Below are 19,359 nucleotides of genomic sequence, written 5' to 3'. Positions count from 1 at the left end.
TTAGGTGTTTTGATATATGCCCGCAGACAAAGACCGCGAAAGTTGTAAAACTACGCGGTCTTTTTTTTAAATAAAGTATTCCTGCAAGGAGGTCGGAATTGCTACTTTCGAATATACATTCTCCAGAAGACCTAAAAAAAATTCCCAAAAAAGACCTTTCAAAACTTGCAGATGAAGTAAGAAAAAAAATAATAGAAGTAGTAGGCAAAAATGGAGGGCATCTAGCATCAAACTTGGGTGTCGTAGAACTTACGATTGCCTTGCACAGAGTTTTTTCTTCTCCAGATGATGCGATAATTTTTGATGTAAGCCACCAATGCTATGCTCACAAGATGTTTACAGGTCGCTATGAGCAATTTCAAACTATAAGAAAATACGGTGGAATTTCAGGATTTACACGCAAAACAGAAAGCGAGCACGATTTTTTTGACAACGGACATTCTTCAACATCTATTTCTCAGGGATTGGGGCTTTTAACATCCTGGGAATTGACCGGAAAAAAAGGAAAAGTGGTTGCAGTGATTGGAGATGGTGCTTTGACCGGTGGAATGGCCCTTGAAGCTATGAATCACGCAGGTCAACTTGGGAAAAATTTGATAGTTGTTCTAAACGACAATCAGATGTCAATTTCTCAAAATACTGGTTCTATCTCAAAATATTTAAGCCGCCTAACGATGTCTAACTTTTATCAGAGCATAAGGCACAAAATCGACTCTTTGGTTTCAAAAATTCCAAATTCAAACAGGCATTTGGGAAAATTCATCTACAGATGCAAGAGGGCGATAAAAGGTCTTTTTTTAAGCAACAATTTTTTTACAGATTTAGGTTTTGAATACGTAGGTCCTCTAGACGGCCACAACATAAAAGAGATGGAAGATGTTTTTAACGATGTAAAAAACTTAAAAGGGCCAGTTGTAGTTCACATCGTAACAAAAAAAGGAAAAGGATATTCTCCTGCGGAAAATGACCCTGCTTCGTTCCACGGAATAGGTCCTTTTTTAATTTCCGATGGAAAAGTTGAAAAGTTCGATTTGATGAGTTTTACGGAAAGTTTTAGCAGGACTCTTGTTGAAATCGCTCTAAAAAATACAAAAATCGCGGCGATAACCGCTGCAATGTCAAAAGGAACAGGGCTTGACTCCTTTGCGCGACATTATCCACAGCGTTTTTTTGACGTTGGAATTGCAGAAGAGCATGCTGTAACCTTTGCCGCAGGGCTTGCAACTGGCGGAATGATTCCTGTTGTGGCGATATATTCAACTTTTATACAGAGGGCAATCGATCAGATAATTCACGATGTTGCTCTTCCGAAGCTTCCTGTTGTATTTTGCTTTGACAGAGCGGGCATCGTTCCTGGCGATGGGGAAACTCATCAGGGAATGTTTGACATTGCTCTATTGCGGTGCGTTCCAAATTTAACCCTTTTATCTCCTGCAACAGCTTTGGATATGAACTTGTGTCTTGACTGGGCTATAAAAGCCGAAAAACCTGTTGCACTTCGCTATCCAAAATCTGCCTGTCCTACGGAATTAAAAGCGTTTGAAAATCCTGTAAAAGAAGGGCAAGGAATCTTTATAAAAAGCGAAGAATTTGCTCCTGCGCTCAGCGTAAAATTTGAAGATGAAATACAAGAGCCTAAAAATAAAGCAAAGAGCATTCTTTTTGTTACAACTGGAGGAATGCTTGCAGAAGTGATTCAAGCGTGCAGAAATCTTATGATAGAAGGCATAGAGGCTGATATTTATTCGCTTAGATTCATAAAACCGCTGGATTTTGACCACCTTTATTCTTATGCAAAAGATAGAAGTGCTGTTGTTTTTGTAGAAGATGCGGTTATAACCGGCGGCATTGCAGAAGAACTTCAAAGATTTTTTTTTGAAAAAGGATTTTTTAAAACCTGTGTCTGTGCAATTCCTCAAAAATTTATCGTTCAGGGAAATCGAAATCAAATTTGTGAAGACGTAAAACTAGATCCGCGCTCTCTTGCGCAAAAAGCATACGAAATGGTAGGAGAAAAATGATTGAATTAAAACTTGCAGATAGAAATATCAAAACAGAAAATAGAGCCTTTGTTATGGGAATCATAAACACCACGGAAGATTCATTTTGGGAAAAAAGCCGTGGCGGTGTAGAGCAGGCTCTTCGCATGATTGATGAAGGTGCGGATATATTGGATTTTGGTGCTGAATCCACAAGGCCGGGCTCTAATTATGTCAGTGCAGAAGAGGAATGTAAAAGGCTGCTTCCAGTTTTAAAAGAGGTAAGAAAACACTCATCAATTCCGATTTCCATCGACACTCGAAAGTACGAAGTTATGAAAGCCTGCTATGAAGAAGGCGCAGATATTTTAAATGACATATCTGCCTTGGAAGACGATTCTTGCCTTGCACCGTTTTGCGCTCAAAAAAAACTTCCTGTCATCCTGATGCACAAGAGGGCAACTCCAGATGTTATGCAAAACGACACCCACTACGACGACATCTTTTTGGAAGTCGATTCATACTTGAAAAAAAGAGTGGATTACGCTTTAAATCAAGGTATAACAAGTGATAAAATAATTCTGGATCCGGGAATTGGCTTTGGAAAAAATGCACAGGACAACTGCACTTTGATAAAAAAATGCGGACTTTTGTGCGATTCAAAATATCCAGTTTTGATGGCTCTTTCAAGGAAATCTGTGATAGGAGCTTTGACAGGAAGAGCTGTTGAGCAAAGGCTGATTGGAACTGTCTGTGCAGATTTGATTTCTGTTTTAAATGGGGCTTTTATGATAAGGGTTCACGATGTAAAAGAGGCAGTGGATTCTCTTGCAGTTTTAAAAGGTATAGAGGGATAAAATTGAACGCTTTTGAAAACCTCGTAAAGATTTACGATTTTATTAGACCGATTTTTGATATAGCGATAATGGCTTTTATTTTCTATAAAGCCTACGAAATAATAGTAAAGACAAATGCACTGCAAATCATAAAAGCTGCAATCGTTGTTGCTATGGCTTATGCACTTGCCTTGCTACTTCATCTTTCTATGCTTCTTTGGGTTTTGCAAAAACTTGCGCCTGGAATCGTTATCTGTTTTGCAATAGTTTTTCAGCCAGAGCTTAGAAAAGTGTTCCTAAAAATTGGTCAAAGTCAGTGGTTCACCTTCGGAAATCGCTCTAAGCACACCTATGTGGACACTGTAATAATCGCAGCGGAAATCCTTTCTAAAATGAAAAGAGGAATGTTAGTCGTTTTTACAAGGCATACAAAGCTAGACGACATAATAGAAACAGGAACAAAGATAAACGCGGATCTTTCCAGTGCACTTTTGGTTACAATATTTGGACATGACACGCCTTTGCACGACGCGGCTTGTATAGTTCAAAACGGAAAGATAATTTCTGCCGGTTGTTTTTTGCCTTTGAGCGAACAGTACGACATAAAAAAGACCTTTGGAACAAGACACAGAGCTGCACTTGGTTTAAGTGAACAAACAGACGCTGTAGTTTTAGTAGTTTCTGAAGAATCTGGAGCAATAAGCCTTGCGTATGATAGTCAGTTGCATTATGACTTAAATTCAAATCAGATAACAAAGCAACTTGAAAAACTTCTGGATATGACCGCAGCTCAAAAAACTATTGAGGATACTATAGATGAAAATAAGGGAATTTATAAATAAAGCGACAGATAATTGGCCAGTAAAAGCCGCCTGTGTTCTTTTAGCTTTGTGTCTTTACATATTTTACACTCTTTCGATGCAGGAAAAACGCTCTTTCACAGTGCCTTTGCGCATAAAATCTGTTTCTGGCATTGCGCCGGCAGGGCACTATCCTTCAACTGTAAAAATAACTCTAAAAGGAAAAACAGAAGACATCGCTTCAATAAGAGAAAACGAAATTTCTGCATATTTGAGTTTGGACTATCTTTCAAAAGATGGCACTTATTCAATTCCTGTTTTGGTGGATTTGCCTCAACAAGCGCTTCTTTTAGATACGATGGAAGTTATGGTCTATCCTAAAGAAGTAAAATTAAAGGTTGAAGAGCAAATTTCAGGATTCGTCAATGTAAAACCTCTTATAAACGGAGAAGTTGCATACGGTTACGAAATTAAAAAGGTAACTTTAAAGCCTGAAACCGTAGAAATATATGGACCTCGCTCTATGGTTTTAAACTGCAACAGAGTTCAGACAAAGGGAATTTTTGTAAAAAATGCAGAAACGACCTTTGAAACTCAAGTTGACATTGAAAGTCCAGGTGCATTTTTAAAATTAAAAGACAGTCAGAAGATCTTTGCCACTGTAGAAATTGCTGCAATTTTTTCAGAAAAAAAGTTTAGCAATGTTTCAATCGGTTTTTCTGGTCTTTCAGACGATTTTGAAGTTTCACCTCAATCATTTGCAGATATTCAACTAGCAGGTTCACTTGCAGAACTTGAAAAATTTGTTCCTCCCTATGGAACTTTGTACGTAGATTGCTCCTCCATAGAAAAAACTGGAACTTATGAACTTCCAATAATCGTTTCTGTGCCAGAAAAATTTACTGTAAAATCTTTGTCCAAACAAAAAATAACAGTGAATGTAAAAAGAGTTTCAAAAACTGGCGAATTTGAAGAAAAACTAAATGATGAAATAAATCCTATTATCCCAGAAAGTAAACCCGAAAAAACTGAAAATAACAGTGGAGATATATGATTTACGGGGTGGGAACTGATATTGCAAAGGTCAGTCGTTTTGAAAAATGGATAAAAAATCCGAAAATTTTCCTGAGGTTTTTTAACGAAAAAGAACAGTATCCGCGTGATTTGCAAAAAAACGTCTATGCTTGCACTTGCCATTATGCATCGCGCTTTGCAGCAAAAGAAGCATTTGTAAAAGCCTTGGGTACAGGTTTTGCAGGAATAACTTTAAACGATTTTTATCTTGCAAAAAATGAAGAAGGAAAACCCTATTTTAAATTTGGCAAAGATACAAAAGCGATTTTAGATAAAAGACTTGGTCAAAAATACAATATTCAAGTTTCAATAAGCCATGAAAAAGAATATGCAGTTGCTTTTGTTATTATCGAGATTTTAAGTTAGAATAAAAAAACGGTTTTTCCGTGAAATAAAAATAGATTTTTGGAGCGAATCTTATGGTATATCGCACGAGTTCATCAAAAAAAACACTTGATTCTGACAAAAAGATAAAACTTTCGTATTGGTCAAAGAATAAGTGTACTTGTCCTGTATGCAAAAAAATTTTTGAGCGCGAAGAGATGCTTACTGGTGGTGGAAGAATGATTGCAGGAGAGCTTACCGATGAACTGCACAGAAAATTTGAACCTTCCGAAAAATTCGGCAAAGTATATCCTTTAATCTATTCGGTTGGTGCTTGTCCAAAATGTCATACCGCTTTTTTCTGGAAAGATTTTGAAGAGATAAACGATAATGCTTCTTTAAATGCTTTGCTCGAAGATAGCGAAAATCGAAAAACATCAGTAAATACGATGTTTCCGTATTATGAGCTTACTCGCGAGCGCACTTTGCTAGACGGAGTTGCAATGTATTATCTTGCACTTTTAAGTTACGAAAAAGTCGACTTGGGTTATGCTCCAACGATAAAACGTGCGATGATTTCTTTAAGGCTTGCCTGGCTTTGTAAAGATTTAGACGATGCAGTGCCCAATCACAATTTTTTGTATGCATCAGAAGTTTTTTACAGAAAAGCACAGTTTTTTTACGAGCAAACGCTGATAAACGAAACAAAAAGGATAGAAACAATCGCAAAGGTCAATAATTTTGGACCTGATATAGATAAAAATTACGGATATGACGGAGTCATCTATCTGAATTCTCTATTAGAGTTTAAATATGGTCAGCAGCAGGATATGCAGATGCGCTATAAAAAATTAGATGAAAACAAGCGTTCAATCGCCCGCATTTTTGGACTCGGCAAATCTTCAAAATCAAAACCAGGACCACTTTTGGAAAAATCGCGCGACCTTTACGATAAATTGACTTCTACCCTAAACGAAGCGAATATCATTTCTGTTGACGATTGACGGAGAAAATTTTGAGAAACATACTGCTTAAAATTTCTTATGATGGCACCGATTTTTGCGGATGGCAGACTCAAAATTTTGCAGACAAAGGAAAACCCTGTAGAACCGTTCAGCAGACTGTAGAAACTGCTCTGGAAAGATTGCATAAAACAAAAATCTCAATACAAGGAAGCGGAAGAACGGACAGTGGAGTTCACGCCTTTGCACAGGCGGCAAATTTTTTTTCTCCAGTGGATTCAATTCCGATAGAAAATTATCCGCGTGCGCTAAACTGCCTTTTGCCAGATGATGTTCGTATAATGGATGCAAGCGTTGTAAGCGACGATTTTTCAAGCAGGTACAGTGCAACGAGCCGCATTTACAGATATTTTATAAGCAGTCAAACGCCCTCGGCAACTTCGATGCGCTACGTATGGAATATATCGCACAAGCCAGATATAAAAGTTTTAAACGAGATGGCACAGGTTTTGCGTGGAGAGATGAATTGCTCAACTTTTGCGAGTGCAGGAGACCAAAGCGTTTCTATGAATCGTTTTATAGACGATGCCCATTTTTTTTATGAAGGAGAAACTTTGGTCTTTCAAATCGAAGCAAATGCTTTTTTGTGGAAGATGGTGCGCTCAATAACAGGCAGTTTGATTCACTTTGAAAGGCTCGGAAAAGACGCAAGTTTTTTTAGAGAAGTTGCTCAAAGCCATGACAGAAAAAAAGCGGGACCTACAGCGCCTGCAAAGGGACTTTTTTTGTACGAAGTAAAATTTGACGGACTGCGCCGCCATGTCTAAAACTTATTCATCATAAAAGGCTCACAGGATCAACATCAATTTCGATATACACATCTGACGGTTTTGTGTAATTATACAAGAGAAATGAAGCAATTTTTTGAATAAGACCTAAATTTGTTCCTTTTAAAATTATCTGATAGCGATAGTTTTTTGCTATTTTAAAAATAGGGCATTCTGAAGGACCTAAAATCTGCGTTTGAGAGACTTCATCTTTTATTTTTTTTGTAAAATTTTCGTTCAATGGCGAATGGTAGATTCTTAAAAGTTCATCTTTTATTATTTTTGCCGCTCCTGTTGCCGCGTTTTCTGCTTGAAAAGGCGTTGGCGCTCTAAAAACCAGACGAACCAACCTGCAAAACGGCGGAAAATTGAGCATTTGACGATTTTTTAATTCTTCTTCATAAAAGTCTTTTATGCGGTTTTCCACTGAATACAAAATTGGCTGCCGTTCCGGCGAATATGTTTGAACCAAAACCTTTCCATCTTTAAAAAATCTTCCTGCTCTGCCAGACACTTGGGTTATAAGGGCAAAAGTCCTCTCTGCTGCCCTAAAGTCTGGAAGATATAAACTCGTGTCTGCAAGTATTACTCCGACGAGCTTTAAATTCGGAAAATTCAAGCCTTTTGCAACCATCTGCGTTCCGAGCATTATATCGTATTCGCCTTTTTTAAATGCTGTAAGTTTTTCTTGAAGTTCACCTTTCTTTGTAAGGCTGTCAGTATCAACTCGAACGATTTTTGCATTTGGGAATTTTGCTCTTACCTGTGCTTCTATGAATTCCGTTCCAAAACCTGAATATCCTGCATCTAGCGAGCCGCATTGTGGGCATTGCTGCGGAGGTTGAGAAGACCAGCCACAATAGTGGCATCGCAATCTGTTTTCTGCTTTGTGATAGGTTAGGCTTACTGAGCAGTTTTTGCATTTTAATTCAAACCCGCAGGTGTGGCAGCGATAAAAATGCGTAAAACCACGCCTATTTAAAAATAAAATCGTCTGCTTTTTTTCTTCGAGTGCTAAATTCATCTCTTTTTCAAGTTCGACGCTTATACAGGTGCTTTCGGCAGGTTCATTTGAGAGGTTTACGGCTTTTATGTGGGGCATTTGTCCGCCTGCAAGCCTTTTTGTAAGAGAATGATGCAATATCACTTTTTGCTTCATCATATACCAAGCTTCTACGCTTGGAGTTGCACTTCCCATAACTAGTGGAATTTGTAACTTTGCACTTCGATACATTGCAACCTGTCTTGCATGGTATCGTGGAGTGGAAGATGATTTATATGAGCCGTCGTGTTCTTCATCGATTATTATCATTCCAAGGTCTGGAACTGGGGCAAAAACTGCACTCCTTGCGCCGACAACTACGCGAGCCTGGCGATTTATTATCCGCATATATTCGCTTAATTTTTGACTTGCAGTTAAATTAGAATGAAGAACGGCTGCCGTTTGACCAAATCTTTTTACAACCGCTTCTATAACCTGCCCTGTAAGCGCAATTTCTGGAACTAAATAGATTACTCCTTTTTCCTGCTCCAGAATTTTTTGTGCGCATTGCAAAAAGACTTCTGTTTTTCCAGAACCTGTAGGCCCATATAAATAGTGAAGGTTCGTTTTTGAATTTGACCAAAGAATATCTTCTACCGCTTTTTTTTGCTCTTCGCTTAATTTGTTTGTTTTTTTATCTGAAATTTCATCTATAAATGAAAATCCGCCAATCTCACTTTCTTTTTTTGCAGAAGGTAAAAGGACGCTCACCGCTTCTCCGATGGAGCACACATAGTAGTGGCTAATCCACTTTGCAAGTTCTATAAGGTGAGTGTTTAAAATTGGTTTTGAATCTATGACCTTTGTTATTGGACGCAATTTTTCTTCTTCAACTGGGCAATTTTTGGGAAATTCATCGCTTTCTTCGATTACACAGCCTTTTGTTTTTCTTGCTCCAAATTTTATTTCAACTCTACAACCCAAAAGATTTTTGTTATCGTCTGTATTGTTGAGGTAGGTAAAAGTCTGTGGCAGCGGCACATTTAAAGCTACTTGAAGATATCGAGCCATTTTTTATTTAACGTAGGGAATATATGAAGATTCGTAGTTTGGATTTATTTCGAGTAATTTTTGCCTGAACATCTTTAAGTCCTGCCACGCATCTCGTTTTAAATTTTCATCGCGCAAAAGTGCACTAGGATGATAGGTTACTGCAACAGGGATGTTTGAATATTCGTAAAATCTGCCTCTCAATCTTGTAACTCCAAAACCCGTTTTTAAAAGATTTTTTGCAGCAACAGTTCCTGCACATAAAATCGCTTTAGGTTTTAAAATTTCGATTTGCTCATGTAAAAAAGAAATGCAGGCATCGGCTTCTTCTGAATATGGATTTCTGTTTTGCGGAGGACGACACTTTACTATGTTTGCAATATAAGAATTAGAACAGCGGCTGAGTTTTATTGCGGCAAGCATCCTGTCTAAAAGTTGACCTGCAGGTCCTACAAAAGGAAGCGCTTGCATATCCTCTTCGTATCCTGGCCCTTCGCCAATTACAAGCACAAGCGGATTTAAAACTCCAGTTCCAGGAACCGTGTTGTGTCTCGTCTTTGAAAGTGCACAGCTTTTACAATTTTTTATTCTTTCTATAACATTTTCTATTGAGGAAGATGAAAGATTGCTTTTTTCTTTTTGAGTGCAATCAAATGAATTTGAAAGCTCCGTTGTTTGCTCAGCAAAAATTTTAGTAAAGTTTTTTTGACTTGCAAAATCAGCATCGTCAGTAAATTGCGGCATTTCTTCTGGAAAAGCAGAAGAGCGATACCCGTTTATAGAATCCGAAGCGACTTTTAAAAGCGTGTAAATTTGAGTTTTTTCCTGAGCGGTCATCCTATAAAATATATCAAATACTTGTTATTTAAACAATATTTCCATAAAATCAATGGAATATGAAAATAGCAATGTTTACGGACGCTTATTTTCCTCGCATAAACGGAGTTTCTGTTTCTGTAAAATCCTATGCTGGAGCACTTACAAAACTGGGGCATGAAGTTTGCGTAGTCTGTCTTGAATATTCCCAAGAACAACAAAAAAGTGCATTTTTTGACGAAAAAGAAAGCGATGCAAAGTCTCCTTTTCAGATTTTAAGAATTCCATCATCTTCAATTCTCTTTTCTAAAGAAGATAGAATGGTTCGTTTGAATACTTGGTATTATCTCAAAAAAAAATTGGATAAATTCGCTCCTGATATAATTCATTTAAATTCAGAGTGGACAATTGGATATTTAGGTTCGATTTATGCAAGACACAGAAGAATTGCCTGTGTTTATACCTTTCACACAATGTGGGAAGATTATCTTGCAAATTATGTTAGTTTTTTGCCGAGTGCGAGCCTTAGAAAAATTGGCGCTGGAGTTGTAAAATATTATTTAAAAAGGGCAGACGAGATAATCGCTCCTACACAGCGGATTGCAGGAGTTGTCTCGCGCTACGGAATTTCAAAAGTTCCAGACATCCTTCCTACAGGAATTCCAGAAGAAAAATTTAAATATTCCATTGCACGCAGCATGAATATCCGTGCAAGGCTCTTTTCAAAATGCCCGGGCATAAAAGGAAAAAAGATTTTGCTTTTTGTCGGAAGAATTGCAAAAGAGAAAAATCTTTCGTTTTTATATGAAGTTTTAAAAGAAGTTCAAAAAAAAGATAGAAAAACTGCATTGCTTTTTGTTGGCGACGGTCCTTATCTTGAAGAACTAAAGGAAATTGCAGAAAAACAAGATTTAAAAGATTTTGTGTTTTTTACTGGGTATATCGGCGGCGAAGATTTGATTTATTTTTATAAGATGGCAACAGTATTCGTCTTTCCAAGTAAAACAGAGACGCAGGGGCTTGTAACTGTAGAAGCGATGTTATCTGGGCTTCCTGTTGTTGCAATAGGCGAGCTTGGAACTTTTGATGTTATGCAGGGCGATAACGGCGGATTTATGGTAAAAGACGATGTTCAAGAATTTAGTGAAAAAGTAAATTTGTTATTGAGCGACCAAAATCTGCGCAAAAAAAAGATAAATGAAGCACTACAGTGGGGTTCAAAATGGAAAATTTCAAACCTCACTCCAACTTTGATAGATTGCTATAAAAAAGCGTTGGCAAATCGAATTTCAAAAAATTTGGGGCTAAAATGAAAAATCACAAAAAAATCTCAAAAATATTTTTTTTAATACCTGTTTTTTTCTTTCAAAACTTTTTATTTGCAAGGGGAAATCAGGAGTTAATACCTGCAGGGCATTGGATTTACGACAGCGCACAGTCTGTCTTTATGGAAAGTTCTCTTGTAAATTTTAGCGACAGCGCTCCTTTGACGATTCAAGAATTAAAAACCTATTTGGACGAAGTTGATGAAGAAAATTTGAGCGAAAGCGGCAAAAAAGAATTGCAAAAAATTTTTTCTTATTTTGAATACGAACCAATAGGGTTCAATTCAGACTTGTTGCAACTGGGATTTGAGCCCTCTCTTAATTTATCAGCATTTTATAAATCTAATGAAGAAATCAACTGGATTTATGACAGATATTTTAGAAAGCCCTTTATCTATGCTCCTCTTTCAATTTCGTGTGCAGACATCTTTACTATGAAGATGGATCTTTTGCTTGGAATGAATAAAAATACCACGATTCTACATGATACTCGCACAAATTTAATGCTAAGTGCAGATCAAATTGATATAAATTTTCCTGATGAAGGATATTTTTCTACAGGGTATAAATTTTCAAAACGAACAGGAATTGGTTTTCAAATAGGAAAAGGTTCGCGTTCTATAGGAAACACTCTTGCAGGCTCTATGATTTGGTCAAGACATTTGACTGGCATTTCTTATGCACAAATGCAGGCGTATTCTCCAAACCTAAAATACACCGCAGTTGTAAGCCAGCTTAATGTAGACAAATACATGTACACTCATTTGCTTGAAGCACGATTTTTTCAAAAAATTACTTTTTCGGTTTTAGAAGGAATGTTAGTCAACGCTCCTTTAGAACTTCGATTTTTAAATCCTCTGACGATTTTTCATGGAATGGCACCCTGGCGCGAATATGACCGTTCAAGTTACGATTCTGAATCTCACACCAGCGCATACCTGGGCATAAAAGTTCAATATATTCCTGTAAAAAATTTAAAACTTTACGGATTGTATGCGATGACACAATTCCAGACCAATTTTGAAACTTCAAATTATCCAGACGATACAACTCCAAATGGACGTGGAGGTCAACTTGGAGGAATTTACGTTCTTCCATACAAAAATGGAAGATTCACTTTTAGTTTTGAAGGAAGTTATGCTGAACCGTATCTTTACATCAAAGAAAGTCCAAACTGGTCTTTGGTAAAAACCTATGCAGAAAACATGGGAAGTAAACGCTATCCTTTTTATGAATGGGTAGGCTCTCCGTTTGGTCCTGATACTATTTCTTTTGAAGCAAAAGTTGGATATGAAATTCCTCAAAAATGGGTTGTTGACTTGTTATATCTTTTTATGGCTAGGGGCGAAATGTCTGGAACAAATGTATTTACGAGTATGAAGACGAGTTCTGGCTCTTATGCTTGGGGTGGTCTTTATACAGGAAATGATTATCCCACAGATTGGTGCTACCCAGATTCCGACAGGATGAGTAAAGCAGAAGCAAAAAGGCGTCAAAGTCTTGTAACACCAACAGGAATTCCAGAATTTGTAAACAGAATATCTGTAAAGGCAAGTTACGCATTCAATCCTCACTTTGATTGCACTTTCCAGCCTTCATACGTTTTGATATTCAATCACGCTCATAAAAGTGCCGTTGTAAAATCTGCATTTGAGTTTGCTCTTGCTTGTTCAATAAAATACTGATACGGAGTATAATCATCACCTATGAAAAAAATTTTTTTTTGCTGTGTTTTTGTTTTGGTTTTCAATTTTATCTTTGCACAGGTTTCTGTTGACCCTACGGATCGTTTTTATAAACACGCTCAAGGTTGGGAATTAAAAGGATATATACAGCCACTTCCTCTTATAAGGCCTTATCCAAATAACGTTATAAGGAGCGTTTTGGAGCAGGTTATAAATTCTGGCATAAAAAAGGATGCAGAAATCGCATTGGCAGAATATGAGAGAATTTTTGGAAAATCGTACTCAATATATGTAACAGGCGCTGGAGAATATAAGGCAACTGAAAATCGCACAGAAGATGTAAAATCTGGGACAAAAAATGTAGAAGGCGAGATGGGAATTGCAGGAGAGGTTTCTTTTCATCCTATGGTTTTTCTTGGATACGACCTTGGAATGTATGCGGAAGTTACCGATTATTCTGATATTGCTCCTTATTACAAAAACAAAGCTGAAGATTCAATTTTTGATGCTGTAAGTGTAGGTCCAATAGATGCCTATTTGGATTGGAATATGAACCTTTCTTTTGGAACTCAAAACGCTTATGTTACAGCTGGAATCAGTAAAACAGGCTACGGCTCTTTTTTAGACGACGGACTTGCATTGAATGATACGACTTTTCACAGTGCAAACATAATTTTCAGCCTTACACGAAAAAAATGGAGTTACGCTTCTTCGTTTGAAATTTTAGGCGCAAGCATGAATAATCCTTCTGCATACGATTCTCTGAATGACGGAAAATATTTGAGTTTTCATGTAATAAAATATCGCTTTAATCGCTATGTGGAGCTTTCGTATTATGAAAATGTGATTTTTGGTCCTAAAACAAATCTTGCATATCTTTTTCCTGTTCCTTTTATGCCTGTGCAGAACATAGGCGGTGCTAACGATAACTTGCAGATGGGACTTTTTTTACAGGTAAGACCCGTTATGGGGCTTGAATGGGCAACCGATATTTTTGTAGACGATTTAGAAGTCAATGACATTGTAAAATTGAATTTTGACACAAAGATAAGAGTCGCAGGGCAGACAGGTCTTATTTTTTCGCCAGTGGACAATGCTTGCAAAAGGATTAGTTTGAACTATCAGATGGTTTTGCCCTACGTGTACGCACACTGGGATTATAAAAGTGATGATTCTGGATATATCGACGGAAAAACCGTCAACTATCAAAACTATACCAACGCAGGTGTTAATATAGGTTCATCCTTAGATCCAAATTCCGACAAGGTTTCTTTTTCTGCATCTTTTGAGCCTACTTCTTTTTTCAGGATGAATTTTCGCACAAACTTTATACGCCATTCAAATTCTGCAGAAGCATTTGGAGAAGACGATGCTGCAGAATATGTGCTTGCAAAACCTAACCAATATACAACCGACGGAAGCGTACATATGCACCAGATGTTTTCTAACGAAGGCTCTGATTTTGGCAAACATGTTGAGCAAGCATGGGAAAATCTTGGTTTTATGACTTCTGACCACAAACTTGGAATTTTGCAGGCAGGTTTTGATGGCGAATTTGATTTTCCTAAGACAAAGCATGGCTTATTGACGCTGTTTGCAAGCTACACTTTTGAATATGTACGAAACTCTGGTGTTAATAACAATGTTTATAAGGGCTTAGGATATATCAAAAACAGCGATACCAATTTTACTTTTAACGGAAATACATATCATAGTTACAATGAAATGAAAGACGCCGCAAAAGACGTTGCAAAAAATCAAAAGCAAGATTGGATAGACGCTCTTCGCGACCGCGTAAATCATTACATAACAGTCGGTTTTAGATATACTTATTAAATCCTAATCTTTAGGAATGAGGATGCCGTTTGTTGCTATGAGGCGCTCACGGTTTTCCTTTGTGCCCCATTTTTCTGCAACAAAACCTGCAACTTCATATCGCTTTAACTGTCGCTCGTCAAACGCTTTTTGGAGCAATTCATCAACTTCAAGATTTTTAAAAATCTCGTCGGCTTCGCTTAATTTTGCTCTTAATATAGGATGTTTTGGACTGAATAAAACGCAGCAATCTTCATAAGGAAGAATTGAAGTTTCATAAGTTCCTATTTCTCTTGCGGTTTGGATTATCTCTTCTTTGTCGAGGGCTACAAGCGGCCTCAAAAGCGGAAGGCTACAAGCATGCTCTGTAACAGCCATATTTTGTATTGTCTGGCTTGCAACTTGACCAAGGCTTTCGCCAGTTATGAGGCAGTCTGCTTCAATTTTTTTTGCAAGCATAGAGGCAACTTTCATCATGCACATTCTAAGCATTAAAGTGGTGTAGTTTTCTGGAGATTTTTTCTTTATCTGCATTTGAACTTGGGTAAAAGGAATTATATTCAAGTGTGTTCTTAAACCAAAAAACGAAAGAGTCTCGGCAAGAGATTCAACTTTTTCCTGAGCCTCTTTTGAAGTATAAGGATAAGAATGAAAATATATGCATTCAACTATCATACCTCGGCGCATCATTCTGTATCCTGCAACAGGACTGTCTAAACCTCCGCTTAAAAGCAAGAGCCCTTTACCGCTAGAACCTACAGGAAGCCCTCGGCAGGTTTTTATAGAATCGCTATAAACATAAGCTTTGTCTCGAATTTCAACTGTAAAAGTTATATCAGGATTGTGAACATCTACGCTTAAAATTCCACCATCAAAAACCAGATTCCCAGCTTCTCTCATTATGCCGTAACTGTCGAGCGGAAAAGTTTTGTCGCTTCGCTTTGCTTCAATTTTAAAAGTTTTAGCACCGTCGTCTTTTGCTTTCTGAGCGAGGATTAAAATTTCATCTTGAATTTTTTTAATATCTTTTTCTACAACTTTTGCTTTAGCCCAACCAGTAATACCAATCAAATGATTTAAGGTGAACTCAACAGCATCTTTATCTTTTTCTTCGCATTCTATGTATAGCCGACCAGAACTTAACCTGACTTTAGATTCTATAGAAAGAAGATAATTTTTTGTATTTTTTAGAAGCAAGGCTTCAAATTGCTTTAAATTTGAACCTTTTAAAGATAATTCTCCGAGTTTTCCTAAATAAGTAATCATAGCAGACAAAATATATCAAAAAGATAACTGAAATTCCATATTGTAAAACTTGTCTGTAAAATCATCGTAAAGTTTGCAAAAAGTAAAAATACTTGAAAAATTATATTGTCAAAATGACATTTTTTGTGATAATGTCATTTCTATTATGATAGAAAAAATATTTCCAGATACAACATTCGATAAAACTTTGGGCAAAAACCTTCCAGTTATGCTGCGAGAAAAGGTAAAAAAGATTCCAAATTTTACGTTACAGGCGGTAAAGAATAAGAGCGGAGTTTTTGTTCGCTACAGCTATTCTCAGGTTTATCAGCACATAATAGAGATGGCTTACAGTTTAAAAAAACTTGGAATAAAACGAGGCGACCATGTAGGCTTTATAAGCGATAACCGCCGTGAATGGCTCATAAGCGATTATGCGTTGCTTTGTCTTGGTGCTGTAGATGTTCCGCGTGGATGCGATTCTATGGGCGTGGAAATTCGCTTTATTTTGAATTTTGCAGAATGCAAGTACAGTTTTTTTGAAAACGGACGCCAGTTAGAAAAAGTGCTGGAAAAAGTTGAAGAAGTTCCACTTTTAAAGACTGCTATTTTATTCGATTATCCAGAGCAGGAATTGGTTGAAAAAGCAAAAGCTTGTGGAATAGAAGTTGTAAATTTTCATTTTCTTGAAAGTTCTGGAGTTGAAATTTCAACAGAAGACTGGCAAAAAATCGAAGATGAGATGGAGACAATATCAGGCGACGACCTTGCAACTATCATCTTTACATCTGGAACAACAGGACTTCCAAAGGGAGTTCAGCTTACTCACGATAACTACATGGCACAGTGCGAAGTTGCACATCACAGCCTTGGACTCATGCAAAAGGGCGATATTTGGCTTACAGTTCTTCCTATTTGGCACAGTTTTGAAAGGGCATTTTTGTATATGGTTGTCGCTTTGGAAGGAGGCTTTGCATATTCAAAGCCAATCGCATCTATAATGCTTTCGGATATGGCTCAAATTCAACCACAGTGGATGAATGGAGTTCCTCGTCTTTGGGAATCTGTTGCTCAGGGGCTTTTTAGAGAAGTAAAAAAACAGAGTGGAATCAAGCAGTGGGAATTTTCTACAGCAGTTTACATCGGAAAACAATTTTACAAAGCAAAGGAACTGGTTTTTGGCTTGAGATGCCGCTTTAAATGGTATCCGCGCTTCCTTGCAACGATTATTGGAATTATCCCTTACATCTTGCTTTGGCTTCCTAACTTTGCAGCAGAAAATCTCGTATTTAAAAAAATAAGATCAAAATTTGGCGGAAAAATGAGGGCGGCGATTTCTGGTGGTGGTGCGTTGCAGCCAAACACAGAAGCGTTTTTCCATGCGATTGGCTTTAAATTGATGGAAGGTTACGGAATGACAGAAACTGCACCAGTTGTTTCTGTTTGCAATTCAAAAAAAACTCGCTCAAACAATGTTGGTCTCATATTCCCAAGCAATGAAGTAAAAATCGTAAAAGAGAAAAATGGTGAGCCTGTAAACTCTACACCATTAAAACCAGGAAAACGCGGACTTGTAATGGTAAAAGGCCGACAGGTTATGAAAGGCTACTACAAAAGGCAAGATTTAACGGACAAAGTTATAGATAGCGAAGGTTGGATGAACACTGGCGACCTTGGAATGATAAGTTATGACAAGGAATTAAAAATCGTCGGCAGGGCAAAAGATACAATCGTTCTTCTTGGTGGCGAAAATATCGAGCCGCAGGGAATAGAAAAAGCGATAAATATTTCGCCTTATGTAGAGCGCAGTGTGGTTGTTGGGCAGGATCAAAAATTTATAGGTGCGCTTATCTGTCCAGATCAAGCAAATGTTATCAATTACGCAGAAGAAAATTCTATTCTCTACGATAACTACGAAAATCTTTTGGAAACAAACGAAATTCAAAATCTCTTTAGAACAGAAATTGATTCTTGTGTAAATGCAAAAGCAGGTTTTAGAGCGTGTGAGCGAATCTTCAAATTTAAACTTTTAACTCAAAGTTTCCAGATAGGAAAAGAGATAAATATGAAGCAGGAACTAATGCGACACCAGATTGTAGAAATTTACAAAAAAGAACTCAAAAAGATGTTTGCAGAAAAATAAGTTAAGGATACGGGCGGCTTTTTGCTCAACTTGCGTTTCGCAAAAATCGGGCTTTGCGTGGTTCCGCTTGCGCTCCAGCCTCCTCGCTCGCTGCGGTGGCCGCATTCGCGCCACTCCAATCCCTTGCCGTTGGAAGCTCGCAGGCGGGTAGCGGGGCTACAAGTAGACCCTGCCGCTTTGTTGCACAAGAGGTGCAACCTACAACCAATGCGGACAGTTTTGCAAAAAAAACTGTCCGTTTCAAGAAAACACGGAAGTTTTCTTGAAACTCCAATCCCTGGCGCTGTAGCTCGCAGGCGGGTAGCGGGGCTACAAGTAGACCCTGCCGTATTCTCTCAACGGGGTGCGATGCTACAAGTAGCCCCTGCCGCTATCGTGTACAAAAACAACCGCTAGAAAAATCAGTTTTTTTTAACTATAATCTTGTCGTGAAAAAGTTTTTTTCGTTTGGTTTTATCATCTTTATTTTTTTTACCTTTAGGTCTTTTGCCCTTGAACGCGGAATAAATCTTCCTTACAAAAATGCCTACGAAAACTCTCAAGATTATTCGCAGGAGGTTCCAAGCTCTTTGCAGGGAGTTTGGCAGGGCAGGGACAGGCTAATCTTGTTTTCGGGAAAAGAAAGCAGATTTTCCTGCGTTCTTAGAGTTTTTTATTCCTGGTACAACGACCGTGCAAGTGAAGAATCTTCTTATTCTCAAATTTCAAGCCGCGACAGGAACAATACAACTTCTTCTAATCCTGAAAATATCGAAATTTCATTTAAAACCTTTGGTGAAACTTCTTCTAAAAACGAAGGCTGCTATTCGCTTTGTGTAAAATATCCAAGTCAAAAAGAAATGGTATATATTCCATTCGCAAAAATCGAAGACAAAATCTATTTAAATTTTTTCTTGCGGCAAAATTATTCATTAGAAGATGAAGCACCTATAAACGAAAAATATTTTTTGCTGGATATGGGAACGTCCTCTGGCATTACAATTTCGCCTCCTGTAATAAAAAAAGAACTGCTTTGTTATTTTGTTGACGGCTCTTCTGTTTATAGCATAAGGTATTGGCTTTGCGATGTTGAAAATACCAAAGAAATTGCAGATTTTTCCGATGATGAAAAAACTTTTCAAGTTCCAAAATACATTCAGACTTCTGGAAGGCTTTATACCTGTACAACTGGTCGTAGCAAAAAAATAAGGAATGTTCAAAAATCTTCTATCCTTCCGTATGATTTTATAACTGACAAAGAAAATAAAATTTATGCGTACGGAAATCCGTATCTTGTATTTGTGCCAGGAAGTAAAAATCAGGAACAGCTTCAAAAAATTGTTGAAGAAAACAATTCAAAAAGACATCCACCTGTAAGAAATATTTTTCCTGTAAACGATATTGATTTTCATTGGAAAGAGATAAGCGAACTGGAAAAATACAATCCATACACTTGGAATAAACGAAACCTTGACATTCATAAATGATGCGGCAGGGGATTGGCGTCAAAGAAAAAC

At 37.5% G+C, this 19,359-nt stretch carries 15 protein-coding genes; 12 read left to right on the top strand and 3 right to left on the bottom strand.

Going from position 1 to position 19,359, the window contains the following annotated elements:
- Window positions 1-98: 98 nt before the first annotated feature.
- The 7 genes from dxs to truA are packed head-to-tail and all read left to right on the top strand — an operon-like array spanning window position 99 to window position 6,802.
- Complete coding sequence (dxs, locus tag FXX65_RS01820; RefSeq protein ID WP_147614835.1) at window positions 99-2,021, top strand: 1-deoxy-D-xylulose-5-phosphate synthase; 1,923 nt, start codon at window positions 99-101, stop codon at window positions 2,019-2,021.
- Window positions 2,018-2,836, top strand: coding sequence for a dihydropteroate synthase (folP, locus tag FXX65_RS01815; protein WP_147614834.1), 819 nt, complete (start codon window positions 2,018-2,020; stop codon window positions 2,834-2,836). Before dxs ends, folP begins: the two co-directional genes overlap by 4 nt.
- 2 nt (window positions 2,837-2,838) lie before the next feature.
- Window positions 2,839-3,657 carry a diadenylate cyclase CdaA gene (gene cdaA, locus FXX65_RS01810; protein ID WP_147614833.1) on the top strand — a complete coding sequence of 273 codons (819 nt, stop codon included), beginning with the start codon at window positions 2,839-2,841 and terminating at the stop codon, window positions 3,655-3,657.
- Entirely contained in the window at window positions 3,632-4,669 is a 1,038-nt protein-coding gene (locus FXX65_RS01805; RefSeq protein ID WP_147614832.1) for a CdaR family protein, read from the top strand. The genes cdaA and FXX65_RS01805 overlap by 26 nt, the downstream gene beginning before the upstream one ends.
- On the top strand, window positions 4,666-5,055 hold the full coding sequence (gene acpS, locus FXX65_RS01800) for a holo-ACP synthase (RefSeq protein ID WP_147612391.1): 390 nt from the start codon (window positions 4,666-4,668) through the stop codon (window positions 5,053-5,055). Before FXX65_RS01805 ends, acpS begins: the two co-directional genes overlap by 4 nt.
- Window positions 5,056-5,108: 53 nt before the next feature.
- Window positions 5,109-6,017 carry a DUF2225 domain-containing protein gene (locus FXX65_RS01795; protein WP_147614831.1) on the top strand — a complete coding sequence of 303 codons (909 nt, stop codon included), beginning with the start codon at window positions 5,109-5,111 and terminating at the stop codon, window positions 6,015-6,017.
- An 11-nt stretch (window positions 6,018-6,028) separates the two neighbouring features.
- A complete protein-coding gene (gene truA / locus FXX65_RS01790) occupies window positions 6,029-6,802 on the top strand; it encodes a tRNA pseudouridine(38-40) synthase TruA (RefSeq protein ID WP_147614830.1) in 774 nt (257 codons plus the stop codon).
- A 10-nt stretch (window positions 6,803-6,812) separates the two neighbouring features.
- On the opposite strand, the gene priA is transcribed toward truA, so the two are convergent.
- Window positions 6,813-8,855 (bottom strand): replication restart helicase PriA, encoded by a 2,043-nt coding sequence (gene priA, locus FXX65_RS01785; protein ID WP_147614829.1) that lies wholly within the window; start codon window positions 8,853-8,855, stop codon window positions 6,813-6,815.
- A 3-nt stretch (window positions 8,856-8,858) separates the two neighbouring features.
- Entirely contained in the window at window positions 8,859-9,671 is an 813-nt protein-coding gene (locus FXX65_RS01780) for a uracil-DNA glycosylase (RefSeq protein WP_147614828.1), read from the bottom strand.
- Between the two features lie 59 nt (window positions 9,672-9,730).
- Between FXX65_RS01780 and FXX65_RS01775 the strand changes: the two genes are divergently transcribed.
- From FXX65_RS01775 to FXX65_RS01765, 3 genes are read left to right on the top strand one after another with little or no spacing between them, the layout of a single operon-like run.
- On the top strand, window positions 9,731-10,963 hold the full coding sequence (locus FXX65_RS01775) for a glycosyltransferase (RefSeq protein WP_147614827.1): 1,233 nt from the start codon (window positions 9,731-9,733) through the stop codon (window positions 10,961-10,963).
- Window positions 10,960-12,660, top strand: a complete 1,701-nt coding sequence (locus tag FXX65_RS01770) for a hypothetical protein (protein WP_147614826.1) — start codon at window positions 10,960-10,962, stop codon at window positions 12,658-12,660. The genes FXX65_RS01775 and FXX65_RS01770 overlap by 4 nt, the downstream gene beginning before the upstream one ends.
- A 21-nt stretch (window positions 12,661-12,681) precedes the next feature.
- A complete protein-coding gene (locus tag FXX65_RS01765; protein ID WP_147614825.1) occupies window positions 12,682-14,496 on the top strand; it encodes a hypothetical protein in 1,815 nt (604 codons plus the stop codon).
- A gap of 3 nt (window positions 14,497-14,499) precedes the next feature.
- Here FXX65_RS01765 and thiI read toward each other — a convergent pair whose 3' ends face one another.
- The gene (thiI, locus tag FXX65_RS01760) at window positions 14,500-15,741 is read right to left on the bottom strand and encodes a tRNA uracil 4-sulfurtransferase ThiI (protein WP_147614824.1); all 1,242 of its coding nucleotides are present in this window, start codon (window positions 15,739-15,741) and stop codon (window positions 14,500-14,502) included.
- Between the two features lie 145 nt (window positions 15,742-15,886).
- On the opposite strand from thiI, the gene FXX65_RS01755 reads away from it, so the two are divergent.
- Window positions 15,887-17,863, top strand: a complete 1,977-nt coding sequence (locus FXX65_RS01755; protein WP_147614823.1) for an AMP-dependent synthetase/ligase — start codon at window positions 15,887-15,889, stop codon at window positions 17,861-17,863.
- Between the two features lie 428 nt (window positions 17,864-18,291).
- The gene (locus FXX65_RS01750) at window positions 18,292-19,329 is read left to right on the top strand and encodes a hypothetical protein (RefSeq protein ID WP_147614822.1); all 1,038 of its coding nucleotides are present in this window, start codon (window positions 18,292-18,294) and stop codon (window positions 19,327-19,329) included.
- Window positions 19,330-19,359 lie beyond the last annotated feature (30 nt).

This window comes from Treponema pectinovorum, assembly GCF_900497595.1.
Classification (GTDB): domain Bacteria; phylum Spirochaetota; class Spirochaetia; order Treponematales; family Treponemataceae; genus Treponema_D; species Treponema_D pectinovorum.
This window is presented reverse-complemented; position numbering and strand designations above follow the sequence as displayed.

Coding starts and splice junctions, on each gene's coding strand:
- folP (WP_147614834.1), top strand. CDS start 2,018: ATGATTGAATTAAAACTTGCAGATAGAAATATCAAAACAGAAAATAGA.
- FXX65_RS01805 (WP_147614832.1), top strand. CDS start 3,632: ATGAAAATAAGGGAATTTATAAATAAAGCGACAGATAATTGGCCAGTA.
- acpS (WP_147612391.1), top strand. CDS start 4,666: ATGATTTACGGGGTGGGAACTGATATTGCAAAGGTCAGTCGTTTTGAA.
- FXX65_RS01795 (WP_147614831.1), top strand. CDS start 5,109: ATGGTATATCGCACGAGTTCATCAAAAAAAACACTTGATTCTGACAAA.
- priA (WP_147614829.1), bottom strand. CDS start 8,855: ATGGCTCGATATCTTCAAGTAGCTTTAAATGTGCCGCTGCCACAGACT.
- FXX65_RS01780 (WP_147614828.1), bottom strand. CDS start 9,671: ATGACCGCTCAGGAAAAAACTCAAATTTACACGCTTTTAAAAGTCGCT.
- FXX65_RS01775 (WP_147614827.1), top strand. CDS start 9,731: ATGAAAATAGCAATGTTTACGGACGCTTATTTTCCTCGCATAAACGGA.
- FXX65_RS01770 (WP_147614826.1), top strand. CDS start 10,960: ATGAAAAATCACAAAAAAATCTCAAAAATATTTTTTTTAATACCTGTT.
- FXX65_RS01765 (WP_147614825.1), top strand. CDS start 12,682: ATGAAAAAAATTTTTTTTTGCTGTGTTTTTGTTTTGGTTTTCAATTTT.
- thiI (WP_147614824.1), bottom strand. CDS start 15,741: ATGATTACTTATTTAGGAAAACTCGGAGAATTATCTTTAAAAGGTTCA.
- FXX65_RS01755 (WP_147614823.1), top strand. CDS start 15,887: ATGATAGAAAAAATATTTCCAGATACAACATTCGATAAAACTTTGGGC.